The following is a 14946-nucleotide window of genomic DNA, read 5'->3' on the forward strand; positions in this document are numbered from 1 at the left end:
TGCGGTCCGTCCTGGCAGGGGTCAGGCGCGCACGCTCCACGCGACGGATTGCGGCCGGGCCTTTGCCAGGGCCGCAACAAGCATCCCGGTGACGCCCGCCTTCAGCACATCGCCTGGCAGAAAGGCCATGACCAGCTTCGCGCATTCGGGGATCGATTTGCCCAGCCCGATCGACATGCCAAGGATACCCAGGGCGTAAAGCACCAGGATGCCGCCAAGCGCCGCGCCGATTCCCGCGCGCAGGCCGATCGGGCGCAGGCGCACCTTCTCGACGAACAGTCCGGTGACGAAGGCGCCGAAAGGGAACGCGATCAGGAAGCCCGAGGTCGGCGCGACGAAAGCGCCAAGGCCGCCGCGTCCCCCTGCCAGCAGCGGCAGCCCGATGGCCACCAGCAGCAGAAACAGCATCATCGACAGGAAGCCGCGTTTGGTCCCCAGGACCGCCCCCGCCAGCATGACGCCCATGCTTTGCGCGGTGATCGGGATGCCGAAGGCCAGGGTGATCTGGGGAATGGCCCCCAATGCGGCGATCAGGGCGGCGAACAGCGCGATCTGCGCCACGTTTCGTTCCATGTGCTCAGTCCTCGTCATTCGGGTTCAGGCCGCCCCGTGCGCGCAGCGCCTCGGCCAGGTGGTCGGCATCGTCCAGCGCCAGTAGCGCCATCGGCAGGACGATATGCCAGTTCGCCCGCCGGGGCGAGCGCGCGCGCCAGGCATCCATCAGCAAGCGTCCCTTGGCGATCAGCGTTGGGGTGAAGCGGATGACAAGGGGAATGCCCGCCTCGATCAGTCCCACGGGCAGGCCAAGCCGGCGCAGCGGGCGCAGCAGCCGGTGCAGCAGGTCCGACAAGTCCGACAGGCTGGTCGTCATCGTCACCAGATTCGCCATCGCCACCGTCGAGACCATGCGCAGCGCGATGGTCCATCCCTGCACCCATCCTCCGGTCACTGCATGCCACGCCAGAAGCAGGACGACAAAGGGCCACAGCACGCGCAACTGTCGCAGGCCGTGGGCCATGAAGTCGCGCCCCGGCAGGCTATAGATTGCCAATACGGCCACCAATGCCAGTCCCTGCGCCAGAGGGCCCTTCAGCAGGAACAGCAATGTCGTCGCCACCGCCAGCCCGGCCAGCTTGGCCCCGGCGGGCCAGCCATGTGCCCGCGTTCTAACCGGCGAGGTCAGCGAGATCATTCTCGGCCCCCTCGCGGGTCATCTCCATCTCGAACCGCTGCAAGACGGTGGCATCCCCTGCCTCGACGATGCGGCCCTCATCCAGCCAGCAGACATGGTCATATCCCGCCAGATCGCGCGAATCGTGCGAGATGTGCAGAAGTCGTGCACCGCAACGGTCCAGATGACGCGCAAGCTGCATCCGGGTCGGGATGTCCAACCCTGCAAAGGGTTCGTCCAGGATCAGCCAGCGCGGCCCCATCGCCATTACCGCCATCATGCAAAGCAGGTGTTTCTGGCCCTGCGACAGTGCCTCGGTCGTGGCGTCCAGCCAATGCGCACGGTCGAAGCGGTCCAGAACGGCCCGGGTCGCGTGGCGCGCTTCTGCCTTGCTGCGGCCCATCTGGCGCAGGCCAAAGCCGATCTCCTCGGCGACGGTCGGAAAGATGATCTGGTGTTCGGGATTCTGGAACAGGATGCCGACGGTCGCGATCGCCGCCTTGCGGTCCTTGCAGACATCCGTGCCTTCGATCAGCACGCGGCCCTGCGTCGGTTCGATCAGCCCGGCCAGCAGGCGCGCCAGCGTGCTTTTGCCCGATCCGTTTCGACCGATGATGCCGATGCGCGGCGCATCCAGCCGCAGATCGATTCCCTGGATGATCGGGCGGGGTCCGATGGCAAGATGAAGGCCTTGGATCTCGATACCCGAGCCGGGTTGCATTGTCGGCGTCCTCACGAGACGGTTTTCCAGAATCGGGAACCGCTCTAGCATCTTTAAGGCTGCTTGAAACCCGCATCTCGAAAGGAGACTCGGATGAGCTGGAATCCCGCGCTTGAACCCGGATGCCCCGATGACGTCGCGCTGGAAAGCATCGAAACCCTGATCGTGCCCCGAGCGCGCGACCTTGGCAGCTTCGAGGTCATGCGCGCCCTGCCTGCGCCCAAGCGCCAGATGGTCGGGCCGTTCATCTTCTTCGACCAGGCCGGGCCGGCCGAGTTCCTGACCGGGCAGGGCGTCGACATCCGTCCGCATCCGCACATCGGGCTGGGGACCGTCACCTATCTTTACCGTGGCGATTTCCACCACCGCGACAGCACCGGCGCCGATAAGGTCGTCCTGCCGGGAGAGGTGAACTGGATGGTCGCGGGCAAAGGCGTGACCCATTCCGAACGCACCAGCGAGGAGGGGCGCAAGGGTCCGCATTCCCTGTTCGGCATCCAGACCTGGATCGCGCTGCCCGAAACGCATGAGGACATGGCCCCGCTGTTCGAGCATCACGAAAAGAAAAGCCTGCCCGAATTCGAGGACAGCGGCATCCATGCTCGCCTGATCCTGGGTCGGGCCTATGGAGAACGGGCCCCCGCGACGCTGTATTCAGACGCCTTTTACCTCGACATCACGCTGGATCCCGGTGCGCTGTTTCCCCTGCCCGAGGATCACGAGGATCGGGGGATCTATGTGACGCAGGGCTCGATCCTGATTTCGGGGCAGGAATTCCCGGCCGGGCGGATGATGGTCTTTCGCCCCGGCGACAAGATCACTGTCGCGGCGGGCGCACAGGGTGCGCGCATCATGGCCTTGGGCGGCGAGACCCTGAACGGCCCACGCTATATCTGGTGGAACTTCGTCGCCTCGTCACAGGAGCGGATCGAGCAGGCGAAAGAGGAATGGCGCGAGGCCCGCTGGGGGCAGGGGCTGTTCAACCTGCCGCGCGGCGACAATCACGAATTCATTCCCCTGCCCTGACCAGCCCCGCTTTCGCGGCCGCAGGCGCGCCCGACTGTGGCCGGGTTGGTGCGGCCGGGTCGGCGGGGCTGCGGCCCAAAATAGTTCGGGGTCCCGGAAACCCTTGGCGGGGGCATTTCGTTGATCTCGAACTTGCAGGGACACAGGAAACAGGAGATTTCCAAATGAATTCCATCATCTACCTTGTCGGCCTTGTGGTCGTGGTGCTGTTCATCCTGTCGATGCTGGGGCTGCGCTGACGTTGTCGCGTGCCTTGCCCGCGATCCTTAGCCCTCGGCGGTGGCCGGACATAGCTGCAGATCGGTGCGCCATTCGGCGCAACGGTCGGCAAGTTCGGGTGGAAGGGGCTGGTCGGTAAAGATCGTGTCGATTTCGGCCAGACTGGCAATGCGCGCGGGTGCGGTCCGGCCCAGCTTGGAATGGTCGGTGACAAGAAACGACTTGCGGGCCTGTCGCAGGATTGCGCGGCTGACGCGAACCTCGGCCAGATCGAAATCCAGCATGTCGCCGTCATGGTCCAGCGCCGAGGTGCCGACCACCGCGTAATCTACCTTGAATTGCTCGAAGAACTGGGTCGTCAGTTCGCCCACCAGGCCGCCGTCCGACCGGCGCAGCGCGCCGCCTGCGACCATGATCTCGCATCCCGGATTCTCAAGCAGGATGTTCGCAACATTCATGTTGTTGGTGACGACGGTGATGTTCGAATGGTGCAGCAAGGCGCGGGCCACGGCCTCGGTCGTGGTGCCAAGGTTCAGGATCAGGCTGCAATTGTCCGGGATCTGGGCCGCGCAGGCCGCGGCGATGGCAGCCTTGGCGTCGGCATTCATGCGCCGGCGCGCCTCATAGCCCAGATTGACGGTTCCGGCACGCGGCACGGCGCCGCCATGGACGCGTTCCAGAACGCCCGCTTCGGCCATTTCGCCCAGATCGCGACGGATCGTCTGCAGCGTCACGTCGAAGCGCTGGGCCAGTTCATCGACCAGAACCCGGCCTTCGGCGCGGGCCAATTCCAGGATTTCCGCCTGTCGGATGCTCAATGCCATGCCTCTCCCCAGTCATGGATAGCGAAGCGAATCTACGCCCTTCGCGAATGTGCGCAAGCCTTCCGCTTGCTGTCATGAAAAAGAATTCTCCCAGTGAGAATGTTCGGATTCTTCCGATTCGCAAGACAAACGAAAATATCTGTTGACGGAACCGTGAACAGGGGTGCAGCCTTCAGGCGCGGGGCTGGGAGGCTTCGTGGAGGAGTCAGGGGCGATGCAGGAAGGGCCGGTTCAAGACCTTTTCATCCTGGGCGGCGGCATCAATGGCTGCGGAATCGCACGCGATGCGGCGGGTCGTGGCCTGTCCGTGACACTGGCTGAAATGGGCGATCTGGCACAGGCGACGTCCTCGGCCTCAACCAAGCTGTTCCACGGCGGCCTGCGCTATCTGGAGTTCTTCGAATTCCGCCTGGTGCGTGAGGCGCTGGAAGAGCGCGAGACGCTGCTGGCCGCGATGCCCCATATCAGCTGGCCGATGCGTTTCGTGCTGCCCTATTCCCCGGACATGCGCTTTGAAAGCGACACCCCCACCTCTCGGTTGCTGGGTGTCGCCATGCCCTGGATGCGCGGGCGGCGTCCGGCCTGGCTGATCCGGTTGGGGCTGTTTCTTTACGATAACCTGGGCGGTCGGCGTGTCCTGCCGGGAACCCGCAAGCTGGATCTGGCCGTCGATCCTGCCGGACGCCCGCTGAAGCCGGGATTCAGGCTCGGCTGGGAATATTCCGACTGCTGGGTGCAGGATGCGCGGCTGGTTGTCCTGAACGCCCGCGATGCCGAGGCGCGCGGGGCCACCATCCTGACCCGCCACCGCGTCACCCATGCCGAGCGCGCGGGGGATCTGTGGCGGATCACGACCGAGGGGCCGGAGGGGCAGCGCCTGCATCTGGCCCGCGCCCTGGTCAATGCGGGCGGCCCCTGGGTCGAGGACGTGATCCGGAATGTCACCCATATCCCGACGACCGAAGGCGTGCGGCTGGTTCGCGGCAGCCATATCGTCGTCCCGCGGCTCTATGACCACGACCGCTGCTATTTCTTCCAGGGCACGGACGGGCGGATCATCTTCGCCATCCCTTACGAGCAGGACTTTACCCTGATCGGGACGACCGACATGGACCACCGGGGCCCACCCGGAGAGGCGCGCTGCACGGATGAGGAACGCGATTATCTTTGCGCCTTCGCCAGCCGCTATTTCGCGCTGCCGATCCGGGCAGAGCAGGTGGTCTGGACCTATTCCGGGGTGCGCCCGCTTTACAATGACGGTGCGAAGTCGGCGACGGCAGCGACCCGCGACTATGTGCTCAGCGTGAATGCGGACGGACCGCCGCTGCTGAATGTCTTTGGCGGCAAGATCACCACCTATCGGCGGCTGGCGGAAAATGCGCTGGCCAAACTTGCCTCGCATTTCCCGCAGGCGGGCGCGGCCTGGACCGCCCGGGTGCCACTGCCCGGCGGGGATTTCCCGGTCGACGGGGTCGAGGCGCTGCGCGCGCGGATCGCGCAGGCCTATTCGTTCCTTTCGCCGGCCGAGGTGCAGCGCCTGCAACGCACCCACGGCACCGAAGTTTTCGATATCCTGGGCAACGCGCGCGCGCGTGCCGATCTGGGACACGATTTTGGCGCCGGTCTGACCGAGGCCGAGGTGCGCTGGTTCCTGACCCGCGAATACGCCCAAAGCGCCGAAGATATCCTTTGGCGCCGAACCAAGCTTGGACTGAAGATGACGCGCGCGCAGGCCGCCGACCTGGGCGAGTGGCTTGCCGGGCAAGCGGCCGACGCGGCCGAATGAGGGAGCGGGAATGACGCTGGAACTGCAATCGGTGTCGCGGATGGTCGAGGGGAGGGTGCATATCCATCCCACCAGCCTGACATTGCAGAATGGCTCGATGAACGTCCTGCTGGGTCCGACGCTGTCGGGCAAGACGACGCTGATGCGGCTGATGGCGGGGCTGGACCAGCCGACGACCGGGCGTGTCCTGTGGAATGGGGCTGATGTCACCGGCCGTCGCGTGCAGGATCGCGGTGTTGCGATGGTCTATCAGCAGTTCATCAACTATCCCGGCCTGACGGTTTACGAAAACATCGCCTCGCCCCTGCGCATCCTGCGGCGACCGCGCGCGGAAATCGACCGCAAGGTGCGCGAGACCGCCGAGATGCTGCACCTGACACCGATGCTGGCCCGTAAACCGTTGGAGCTGTCGGGGGGACAGCAGCAGCGCTGTGCCCTGGCGCGTGCGCTGGTCAAGGGGGCGGGACTGGTCTTGCTGGACGAGCCGCTGGCGAACCTCGACTACAAGTTGCGCGAAGAGCTGCGCGTCGAAATCCCCCGCATCTTCGAGGCCTCGGGCGCGATCTTCGTCTATGCCACGACCGAACCCGAAGAGGCCCTGCTGCTGGGCGGAAACGCCGCAACCATGTGGGAAGGGCGCGTGACGCAGTTCGGCCCCACCCCCCGCGTCTATCGCGAGCCGGTGGACGCCGTCACCGCCCGCGTGTTCAGCGACCCGCCGATGAACTTTGCCCCCTGCATCAAGCGTGGTCCCAGCCTCGACATCGGGCCGGGCGTCATCGTCCCGGCTGAGGGCGCCTTTGCCGTGCCGGACGGTCAATATCTGGCGGGGTTCCGCGCCAACCACCTGTGCACCGAACGGCCCGGCGCCGACGCACTGGAATTTCGCTGCCCCGTCATCGTCACCGAGATCACCGGGGCGCAAAGCTTCATCCATGTCGGGCATGGCGACGATCGCTGGGTCGGCCTTGTCGACGGCATCCATGATATTGAGCCGGGGCGGCAGATCTCGCTGTGGCTGGATCCGCGCCATGTCTATCTGTTCGACGCGGATGGCAGCCTTGTTGCGCCCGCCGCCTATGCCCGTGCAGCCTGAGGAAAGGGGGGAAGCATGGCCCAGATCACGCTGCAGAACCTGGCCCACAGCTATAGCGCGCATCCGAAATCGGATGCGGATTACGCGCTGAAGGAAATGAACCACGTCTGGCAGGATGGCGGCGCCTATGCGCTGCTCGGTTCGTCCGGTTGTGGCAAGACGACGCTTTTGAACATCATTTCGGGCCTGCTGCGCCCCAGTCAGGGCCGGATCCTGTTCGGGGACCGGGACGTGACGGACGCACCGACGACCCAGCGCAATATCGCGCAGGTGTTCCAGTTCCCGGTGGTCTACGATACCATGACCGTGCGCGAAAACCTGGCCTTTCCACTGCGGAACCGGGGGCGCGACGCCGCCTATATCGCCAGCCGCGTGCAGGACATCGCCCGGATGATCGGGATGGAGGCGATGTTGTCGCGCAAGGCGCAGGGCCTGACGGCCGATGCCAAGCAGAAGATCAGCCTGGGCCGCGGCATGGTGCGCGAGGATGTGAACGCGATCCTGTTCGACGAGCCGCTGACCGTCATCGATCCGCATATGAAATGGGAATTGCGCAGCCAGCTGAAGCAGCTTCACCGCCAGTTCGCGCATACCATGATCTATGTCACCCACGACCAGACCGAGGCGCTGACCTTCGCCGACAAGGTGGTGGTCATGTATGACGGCCGGGTCGTCCAGATCGGGACGCCCGAAGAGCTGTTCGAAAGGCCCGCGCACAGTTTCGTCGGCTATTTCATCGGTTCGCCGGGCATGAACTTCCTGGATGCCCGGATCGAGGGAAACCGCGCCATTCTGCCCAAGGGCGAAACGGTGGATCTGGGCGCGGATTATGGCCGGCAGTCGGGGCAAACCCGCATCGGCATCCGGCCGGAACATGTCCGATTGTCCGGGGCCGAGGGTTTGACCGTCTCCATCCGCCGGGTCGAGGACGTCGGACGCCACCGCATCCTGCGCGCCATATTGTCGGGCCATGATCTCAATATTCTGCTTCCCGAGGGGCAGGCGCTGCCCTCGGATCCGGTGCGCGTCGCGTTCCAACCCGGCAAGGTCGGGGTCTATGTGGATGACTGGCGCGTCCAGCCGAAGCTCGTCGAAAGGGCCGCCTGATGCAGAAAGTCCAGAACAACAAGGCTTGGTTCCTGGTGCTGCCGGTCCTGGTGCTGGTCGCCTTTTCGGCTGTCATTCCTTTGATGACGGTCGTGAACTATGCCTTCAACGACACTTTCGGGAACAACGCCTTCTTCTGGGCGGGTCTCGAATGGTTCGACGAGATGATCCACTCCGACCGCCTGCATGGCGCATTGGGGCGGCAGGCGCTGTTCTCGGCGATCATCCTGGCGATCGAGGTGCCGCTGGGCATCTTAGTGGCGCTGAACATGCCCAAGAAGGGATTCTGGTCCAGCCTCGTGCTGGTGGTGATGGCGCTGCCGCTGCTGATCCCGTTCAACGTCGTCGGCACGATCTGGCAGATCTTCGGTCGTCAGGACATCGGGCTGCTTGGCCATACGCTGGCGGCGATGGGGATCGACTACAACTATACCAACGATCCGATCGATGCCTGGGTCACAGTGATCGTCATGGATGTCTGGCACTGGACTAGCCTTGTCGCCTTGCTGTGCTATGCCGGGCTGCAGTCCATCCCACAGGCCTATTACCAGGCGGCCAAGATCGACCAGGCCAGCCGCTGGGCCGTGTTCCGCTTCATCGAACTGCCGAAGATGAAGGGGGTGCTGCTGATCGCAGTCCTGCTGCGCTTCATGGACAGCTTCATGATCTATACCGAGCCCTTCGTCGTGACCGGGGGCGGACCCGGAAACTCGACCACCTTCCTGTCCATCGACCTGGTGAAGATGGCAGTCGGGCAGTTTGACCTTGGCCCGGCCGCCGCCTTCAGCCTGATGTATTTCCTGGTAATCCTGCTGGTCAGCTGGGTCTTCTACACGGTCATGACCAACCTGGACAAATCGGAGGCGGGGCAATGAAGTCGCGCTCGTCCGGGATCGTCATGACGCTTTACCTGCTGTTCCTGATGATCCCGATCTATTGGCTCGTGAACATGAGCCTGAAGACCAATACCGAGATCACGGGCGCCTTCTCGCTGTTTCCGCAGAACCTGACATTCCGCAACTATCGCGTCATCCTGACCGATCCCAGCTGGTACATGGGCTATGTGAACTCGATCATCTATGTGGTGATGAACACCGTGATCTCGGTCTCGGTGGCGCTGCCCGCGGCCTATGCCTTCAGCCGCTACAGTTTCATCGGGGACAAGCACCTGTTCTTCTGGCTGCTGACGAACAGGATGGCGCCGCCCGCGGTCTTTGCGCTGCCCTTCTTCCAGCTTTACAGCTCGATCGGGCTTTTCGACACGCATATCGCGGTGGCGCTGGCGCATTGCCTGTTCAACGTGCCCTTGGCGGTCTGGATCCTTGAAGGTTTCATGCGCGGCGTCCCGAAAGAGATCGACGAGACGGCCTATATCGACGGATATTCCTTCCCGCGCTTCTTCATCCGCATCTTCATGCCGCTGATCGCCAGCGGCATCGGGGTGGCGGCCTTCTTCTGCTTCATGTTCTCGTGGGTGGAGCTGCTTTTGTCCCGCACGCTGACCAGCGTGAACGCAAAACCGATCGCCGCCACCATGACGCGCACTGTTTCTGCCTCGGGCATGGACTGGGGGGTGCTGGCGGCGGCGGGGGTGCTGACGCTGGTGCCGGGCGCGCTGGTGATCTGGTTCGTCCGCAACTACATCGCCAAGGGCTTCGCCCTGGGGAGGGTGTGATGGCTGAAGCCGCAATTCCCGTGCATCGGCGTGGCAACTGGCCCGCGATCTATCTGGGGGCCACGGGTGTTCTGGCCGTGGCGCTTGCCTTCCTGATCTGGGCCACCCCGGTAAAGGACGGGACCAAGGCCTGGACCGCGCCGATGATCCCGGGCGGCTGGATGGCCTGGACCTTTCCCGTCGCCCTGTTCTTCTGGTTGATCGCGGCACTGCTGGTCCTGTTCACCATTCTTGCCATCCGCTTCCCCGAAGCCCCGCGCCGGGGCGTGCTGCGGATCGAGACGACGCGCGGGGACCGCCTGTTCATCACGTTGCTCGGCTCGGCCTTCATCTGCCTTGGCTGGCTGTTCTTTGCCGGGCCGCCGGTGTGGTGGGGGCTGGGTCTAAGTCTTGTCTACGCCGCAGCGGTCTTTCGCTGGGTCTGAACTGCCGCATCCCGGAGGGGTAGCCGGGTGCGGAAATCACCAAAGGACGTCTCATCAGGGAGGAAAAACATGAGACCGACCAAGACAACCACGGCAATCGCGCTTGCGCTGATGGTCGTGGGGGGAAGCCCCGCCTGGGCCGATATGGAGGCCGCCAAGAAATTCCTGGATGCCGAGATCGGCGACCTGTCCAGCCTGTCGCGCGCCGACCAGGAAAAGGAAATGCAATGGTTCATCGACGCCGCGAAGCCGCTGGCGGGGATGGAGATCAAGGTGGTGTCGGAAACCATCACCACCCATGAATACGAATCCAAGGTGCTGGCCCCGGCCTTCACCGCGATCACAGGGATCAAGGTCACGCATGACCTGATCGGCGAAGGTGACGTCGTCGAGAAGCTGCAAACCCAGATGCAGACCGGCGAGAACATCTATGACGGCTATGTCAACGACTCGGATCTGATCGGCACCCACTGGCGCTATCAGCAGGCGCGCGACCTGACCAAGTGGATGGCTGAAGAGGGCAAGGACTTCACAAGCCCGACGCTGGACCTGCCCGATTTCATCGGGTTGAAGTTCACCACCGCCCCGGATGGAGAGCTGTATCAGCTGCCCGACCAGCAGTTCGCGAACCTCTATTGGTTCCGCTATGACTGGTTCAACGACCAGAAGACCAAGGACGATTTCAAGGCCAAGTATGGCTATGACCTGGGCGTTCCGGTGAACTGGTCCGCCTACGAGGACATCGCCGAATTCTTCACCGGCCGCGACATGTCCTATATCGAAGGTGGCCCGGCGAAGGCCTGGGGCAACATGGACTATGGCAAGAAGGACCCCAGCCTTGGCTGGCGGTATACCGATGCCTGGATGTCCATGGCCGGGATGGGCGACAAGGGCGAACCGAACGGATTGCCCGTCGACGAATGGGGCATCCGCGTCGATGAAAACAGCCGTCCGGTCGGTTCCTGCGTGGCGCGTGGCGGGGCGACGAACGACGCGGCGGCGGTCTATGCCGTGACCAAGGCGATCGAGTGGCTGCAGAAATACACGCCGCCCGAAGCCCAAGGCATGACCTTCAGCGAGGCGGGCCCCGTTCCGGCGCGCGGCGACATTGCCCAGCAGATGTTCTGGTACACGGCCTTCACCGCCGACATGGTCAAGGAGGGCACGCCGGTCGTGAATGCGGACGGCACCCCGAAATGGCGCATGGCCCCCAGCCCGCACGGCGCCTATTGGAGCGAGGGTACCAAGATCGGCTATCAGGACGTGGGCAGCTGGACGCTGATGAAATCGACGCCGGTCGATCATGCCCAGGCGGCCTGGCTTTACGCGCAGTTCGTCACCTCGAAGACCGTGGACGTGAAGAAATCCCATGTCGGGCTGACCTTCATCCGCGACTCGACCATCCACGATAAGTCCTTCACGGAACGCGCGCCGAAGCTGGGGGGACTGGTCGAGTTCTATCGCTCGCCCGCACGCGTGCAATGGTCGCCGACCGGCACCAACATCCCGGACTATCCGAAGCTGGCGCAGTTGTGGTGGCAGAATATCGGCGACGCCATGTCGGGGGCCAAGACCCCGCAGGAGGCGCTGGATGCGCTTTGCGCGGAACAGGAAAAGGTGCTGGAACGGCTTGAGCGTGCTGGCGTCCAGGGAGACCTTGGTCCGAAGCTGAACGAGGAAAAGGACCCGCAGGAATGGCTTGATGCCGAAGGTTCCCCCGTCGCAAAGATCGAGAATGAAAAGCCCAAGGGTGAGACGATCTCGTATGACGAGCTGATCAAGTCCTGGCAGTAAGACGAACGGGGGCGGGGCGATCGGCCTTGCCCCTTTTTTCCCTTTCCCGGCGGACGGCGCATCGGTTTTCGTCCGCGGGGCCCCAGCATTTTCGGACGGACGATGACCCATATTCTTGCGATCGATCAGGGGACGACTTCGTCCCGCGCCATCCTTTTTGACGGCTCGCTCAACGTCGTGTCGATGGCGCAAGAAGAGTTTCGCCAGCATTTCCCGGCCTCGGGCTGGGTCGAGCATGACCCCTCGGACCTGTGGGCAACGGTCGCCGCCACCGCGCGCGCTGCGATCGAGCGGGCGGGAATAGGTGCAAAAGACATTGCCGCGATCGGGATCACGAACCAGCGCGAAACGACGCTGCTGTGGGATCGCAAGACGGGACGACCGCTGCACAATGCCATCGTCTGGCAGGACCGCCGGACCGCCGATCTGTGCGAAAGGCTCAAGGCCGCGGGGCATGAGCCGATGATCTCGGCCCGGACGGGACTGCTGCTTGATCCCTATTTCTCGGGCACCAAGCTGGCCTGGCTTCTGGATCATGTCGAGGGCGCGCGCGCGCGGGCCAAGGCGGGCGAGCTGGCCTTCGGCACCGTGGACAGCTGGCTGATCTGGAACCTGACCGGAGGGCAGGTCCACGTGACCGACGCGACCAATGCCGCGCGCACCCTGCTTTACAACATCGCTGAAAACCGCTGGGACGCCGAGATCTGCGGCCTTCTGGACATTCCCATGCAGCTTCTGCCCGAGGTGCGCGATTGCGCCGGGGATTTCGGGGTGACGCGCGCCGATCTGTTCGGACGCGAGATCCCGATCCTTGGCGTCGCGGGTGACCAGCAGGCGGCGACTGTGGGGCAGGCCTGCTTCCGCCCCGGCATGATGAAGTCCACTTATGGCACCGGTTGCTTCGCCCTGCTGAACACGGGCGCGGATCTTGTCCCCTCGCGCAACCGACTGCTGACGACCATTGCCTATCGCCTGGACGGGAAGACGACTTATGCGTTGGAGGGGTCGATCTTCATCGCGGGCGCGGTCGTTCAATGGCTGCGCGATGGGTTGAAGATCATCCGCACCGCGTCCGAGAGCCAGCCGCTTGCGCAAAAGGCGGACGAAACGCAGGAGGTGGTGATGGTCCCCGCCTTCACCGGACTTGGCGCACCCTATTGGCGGCCGGATTGCCGGGGCGCGATCTTCGGGCTGACGCGCAACTCGGGTCCGGCGGAGTTTGCGCGCGCGGCGCTGGAAAGCGTCGGCTATCAGACCCGCGACCTGCTTGAGGCCATGCGGGCGGACTGGACGACCCCGGGCCAGACCGTGCTGCGCGTCGATGGCGGCATGACGGCCAGCGACTGGTCGATGCAGTTTCTGGCGGACATCCTTGGTGCGCCGGTGGACCGGCCCCGCGTGACCGAGACGACTGCCCTTGGCGCGGCCTATCTGGCGGGGCTGGCGGCCGGGGTCTGCCCCGGGCCCGAACGGTTCGCCAGCCAATGGGCGCTGGATCGCCGGTTCGAACCGAGGATGGATGACAGTCTGCGGCAGGCCAAGTATGCCCGCTGGAAAAAGGCCGTTGCGGCCACGATGGAGGCTGCATGAATTCCTTTGGCTTCGCCCTTCCGGGCCGCGTGATGTTCGGCCGGGGCGAGGCGCAGAAGGCTCCGGCCCTGATCCGTGCGTTCGGGGGGCGGGGTATCGTCGTTCACGGCGCGGATCCGCTGCGTGCCGAATGGCTGGTCCGGTCCTTGCAAGATCAGGGTGCCGAGGTCGCGACCATCGCCTGCCCCACCGAGCCGACCTTGCCGATGCTGGAAGCGGCGCTGGCTCAGGCGCGCGGGGCTGGGGCGGACTGGGTCGCGGGACTTGGCGGCGGGGCCACGCTGGATCTTGGCAAGGCGCTGGCCGCGCTTCTGCCCGCGCCCGGCGGGATCATGGACCACCTGGAGGTCGTCGGTCGCGGGTTGCCGCTGGCCCGCCCGCCCTTGCCCTATGTCGCCCTGCCAACCACGGCCGGAACCGGGGCCGAGGCGACGCGGAATGCGGTCATCGGCCTGCCCGACTACGGGCGCAAGGTCTCGATCCGGGATGAGAGGATGCTGCCCCGGATTGCGATCGTCGATCCGGCTCTGACGGATGGCTGTCCGGCCGCGGTCACGCTGGCCTCGGGGCTGGATGCGGTGGCGCAGGTGATCGAGCCCTATGTCTCGGCACGGGCCACGCCCTTTACCGATGCGCTGGTGCTGCCGGTGATCGAAACTGGTCTGCGTGCACTGGTTACGCTGATGCGGATCGAGGATGCGGATGCCCGTGACCGGCTGGCCTGGACCAGCCTTTGCGGGGGCATCGCGCTGGCCAATGGCGGGTTGGGCGCGGTCCACGGGCTGGCTGGGGTGATCGGGGGTGTCATGCCCGCCGCGCATGGCGCGATCTGCGGTGCGCTGCTGGGCCCGGTGCTTGAGATGAACCGGCGGCTTCTGCCGGGCAGCGGGCGGATCGCCAAGGTCTGCGGCATCCTGGGCGAGGTCTTTTCCGTTCCGACGGCCAAGGGACCGCGGGCGCTCGCCGATTGGGCCAAGGCCAGCGGCCTGCCGGGCCTTGTGGCACAAGGGCTGGACCCCGCCTCCCATCGGGCGGTGGTGGAGGCGTCGCTTTCCAGTTCCTCGATGAAGGGCAATCCGGTCGCGCCGCCCTTGGCCGAGCTTGAGGCCGTCCTGACTGCCGCGGGCTAGGCCGTTCCGGTCCCGCACGACGCCGGGGTGGGATATTCGCGCCATCCGCCAGAAAGCGGCATTCTGACGTCGCATTGTGGCCCTCCCGTTGCCCGCGCACGCTTCAAATCGGGGGCAGGACAGGGATGCGCAGGCCGCGCAAGTCACATGAAAGCAGCACTTTGATATGGCCCCTTGCTGGGCTATCGGCTTTGGCAGGGCGTGCCGGGCTGGCCCGGACGCATGGCATATGCATGAAGGAGCAGGCGTATGACGGCGGAACTGATCGACGGAAAAGGCTTTGCGACGGAAGTCCGCAAGCGCGTTGGTGCGCATGTGGCCGAGCTTTCTGGTTTGGGAATTGTTCCCGGTCTTGCGGTTGTGCTTGTTGGCGAGGATCCGG

The 14946-nt window shown here is 64.7% G+C and carries 14 protein-coding genes and 1 pseudogene; 11 read left to right on the forward strand and 4 right to left on the reverse strand.

Features of this window, described 5'->3' with window-relative positions; all coding sequences use genetic code 11:
- Nucleotides 1–21: 21 nt before the first annotated feature.
- The 3 genes from RM190_RS13445 to RM190_RS13455 are packed head-to-tail and all read right to left on the reverse strand — an operon-like array spanning nt 22 to nt 1907.
- Entirely contained in the window at nt 22–573 is a 552-nt protein-coding gene (locus tag RM190_RS13445) for a biotin transporter BioY (RefSeq protein ID WP_311759966.1), read from the reverse strand.
- Nucleotides 574–577: 4 nt separating this feature from the next.
- Nucleotides 578–1192 (reverse strand): energy-coupling factor transporter transmembrane component T family protein, encoded by a 615-nt coding sequence (locus RM190_RS13450; RefSeq protein WP_311759967.1) that lies wholly within the window; start codon nt 1190–1192, stop codon nt 578–580.
- Nucleotides 1167–1907, reverse strand: coding sequence for an energy-coupling factor ABC transporter ATP-binding protein (locus RM190_RS13455; RefSeq protein ID WP_311759968.1), 741 nt, complete (start codon nt 1905–1907; stop codon nt 1167–1169). Before RM190_RS13455 ends, RM190_RS13450 begins: the two co-directional genes overlap by 26 nt.
- Before the next feature lie 78 nt (nt 1908–1985).
- On the opposite strand from RM190_RS13455, the gene RM190_RS13460 reads away from it, so the two are divergent.
- Nucleotides 1986–2918 carry a pirin family protein gene (locus tag RM190_RS13460; RefSeq protein WP_311759969.1) on the forward strand — a complete coding sequence of 311 codons (933 nt, stop codon included), beginning with the start codon at nt 1986–1988 and terminating at the stop codon, nt 2916–2918.
- Nucleotides 2919–3184: 266 nt separating this feature from the next.
- On the opposite strand, the gene RM190_RS13465 is transcribed toward RM190_RS13460, so the two are convergent.
- A complete protein-coding gene (locus RM190_RS13465) occupies nt 3185–3961 on the reverse strand; it encodes a DeoR/GlpR family DNA-binding transcription regulator (protein WP_311759970.1) in 777 nt (258 codons plus the stop codon).
- Between the two features lie 214 nt (nt 3962–4175).
- Between RM190_RS13465 and glpD the strand changes: the two genes are divergently transcribed.
- The 10 genes and pseudogenes from glpD to RM190_RS13515 all read left to right on the forward strand — a co-directional run.
- Nucleotides 4176–5747, forward strand: coding sequence for a glycerol-3-phosphate dehydrogenase (gene glpD / locus RM190_RS13470; RefSeq protein WP_311759983.1), 1572 nt, complete (start codon nt 4176–4178; stop codon nt 5745–5747).
- 10 nt (nt 5748–5757) lie between these two features.
- Nucleotides 5758–6843 (forward strand): ABC transporter ATP-binding protein, encoded by a 1086-nt coding sequence (locus RM190_RS13475; RefSeq protein ID WP_311759971.1) that lies wholly within the window; start codon nt 5758–5760, stop codon nt 6841–6843.
- 15 nt (nt 6844–6858) lie between these two features.
- Nucleotides 6859–7950: an ABC transporter ATP-binding protein gene (locus RM190_RS13480; RefSeq protein ID WP_311759972.1), complete on the forward strand. Its 1092-nt coding sequence runs from the start codon at nt 6859–6861 to the stop codon at nt 7948–7950.
- Complete coding sequence (locus RM190_RS13485; RefSeq protein WP_311759973.1) at nt 7950–8825, forward strand: carbohydrate ABC transporter permease; 876 nt, start codon at nt 7950–7952, stop codon at nt 8823–8825. The genes RM190_RS13480 and RM190_RS13485 overlap by 1 nt, the downstream gene beginning before the upstream one ends.
- A complete protein-coding gene (locus RM190_RS13490) occupies nt 8822–9625 on the forward strand; it encodes a carbohydrate ABC transporter permease (protein ID WP_311759974.1) in 804 nt (267 codons plus the stop codon). Before RM190_RS13485 ends, RM190_RS13490 begins: the two co-directional genes overlap by 4 nt.
- 143 nt (nt 9626–9768) lie before the next feature.
- A complete protein-coding gene (locus tag RM190_RS13495; protein ID WP_311759984.1) occupies nt 9769–10050 on the forward strand; it encodes a DUF2160 domain-containing protein in 282 nt (93 codons plus the stop codon).
- Nucleotides 10051–10119: 69 nt separating this feature from the next.
- Nucleotides 10120–11844 carry an ABC transporter substrate-binding protein gene (locus tag RM190_RS13500; protein ID WP_311759975.1) on the forward strand — a complete coding sequence of 575 codons (1725 nt, stop codon included), beginning with the start codon at nt 10120–10122 and terminating at the stop codon, nt 11842–11844.
- Between the two features lie 102 nt (nt 11845–11946).
- Nucleotides 11947–13434 (forward strand): glycerol kinase GlpK, encoded by a 1488-nt coding sequence (gene glpK / locus RM190_RS13505; protein ID WP_311759976.1) that lies wholly within the window; start codon nt 11947–11949, stop codon nt 13432–13434.
- The gene (locus RM190_RS13510) at nt 13431–14564 is read left to right on the forward strand and encodes an iron-containing alcohol dehydrogenase (RefSeq protein ID WP_311759977.1); all 1134 of its coding nucleotides are present in this window, start codon (nt 13431–13433) and stop codon (nt 14562–14564) included. Before glpK ends, RM190_RS13510 begins: the two co-directional genes overlap by 4 nt.
- 249 nt (nt 14565–14813) lie before the next feature.
- Nucleotides 14814–14946: pseudogene (locus RM190_RS13515) on the forward strand (bifunctional methylenetetrahydrofolate dehydrogenase/methenyltetrahydrofolate cyclohydrolase); the annotation flags it as partial.

Source organism: Paracoccus broussonetiae (genome assembly GCF_031854425.1).
Taxonomy (GTDB): domain Bacteria; phylum Pseudomonadota; class Alphaproteobacteria; order Rhodobacterales; family Rhodobacteraceae; genus Paracoccus; species Paracoccus broussonetiae.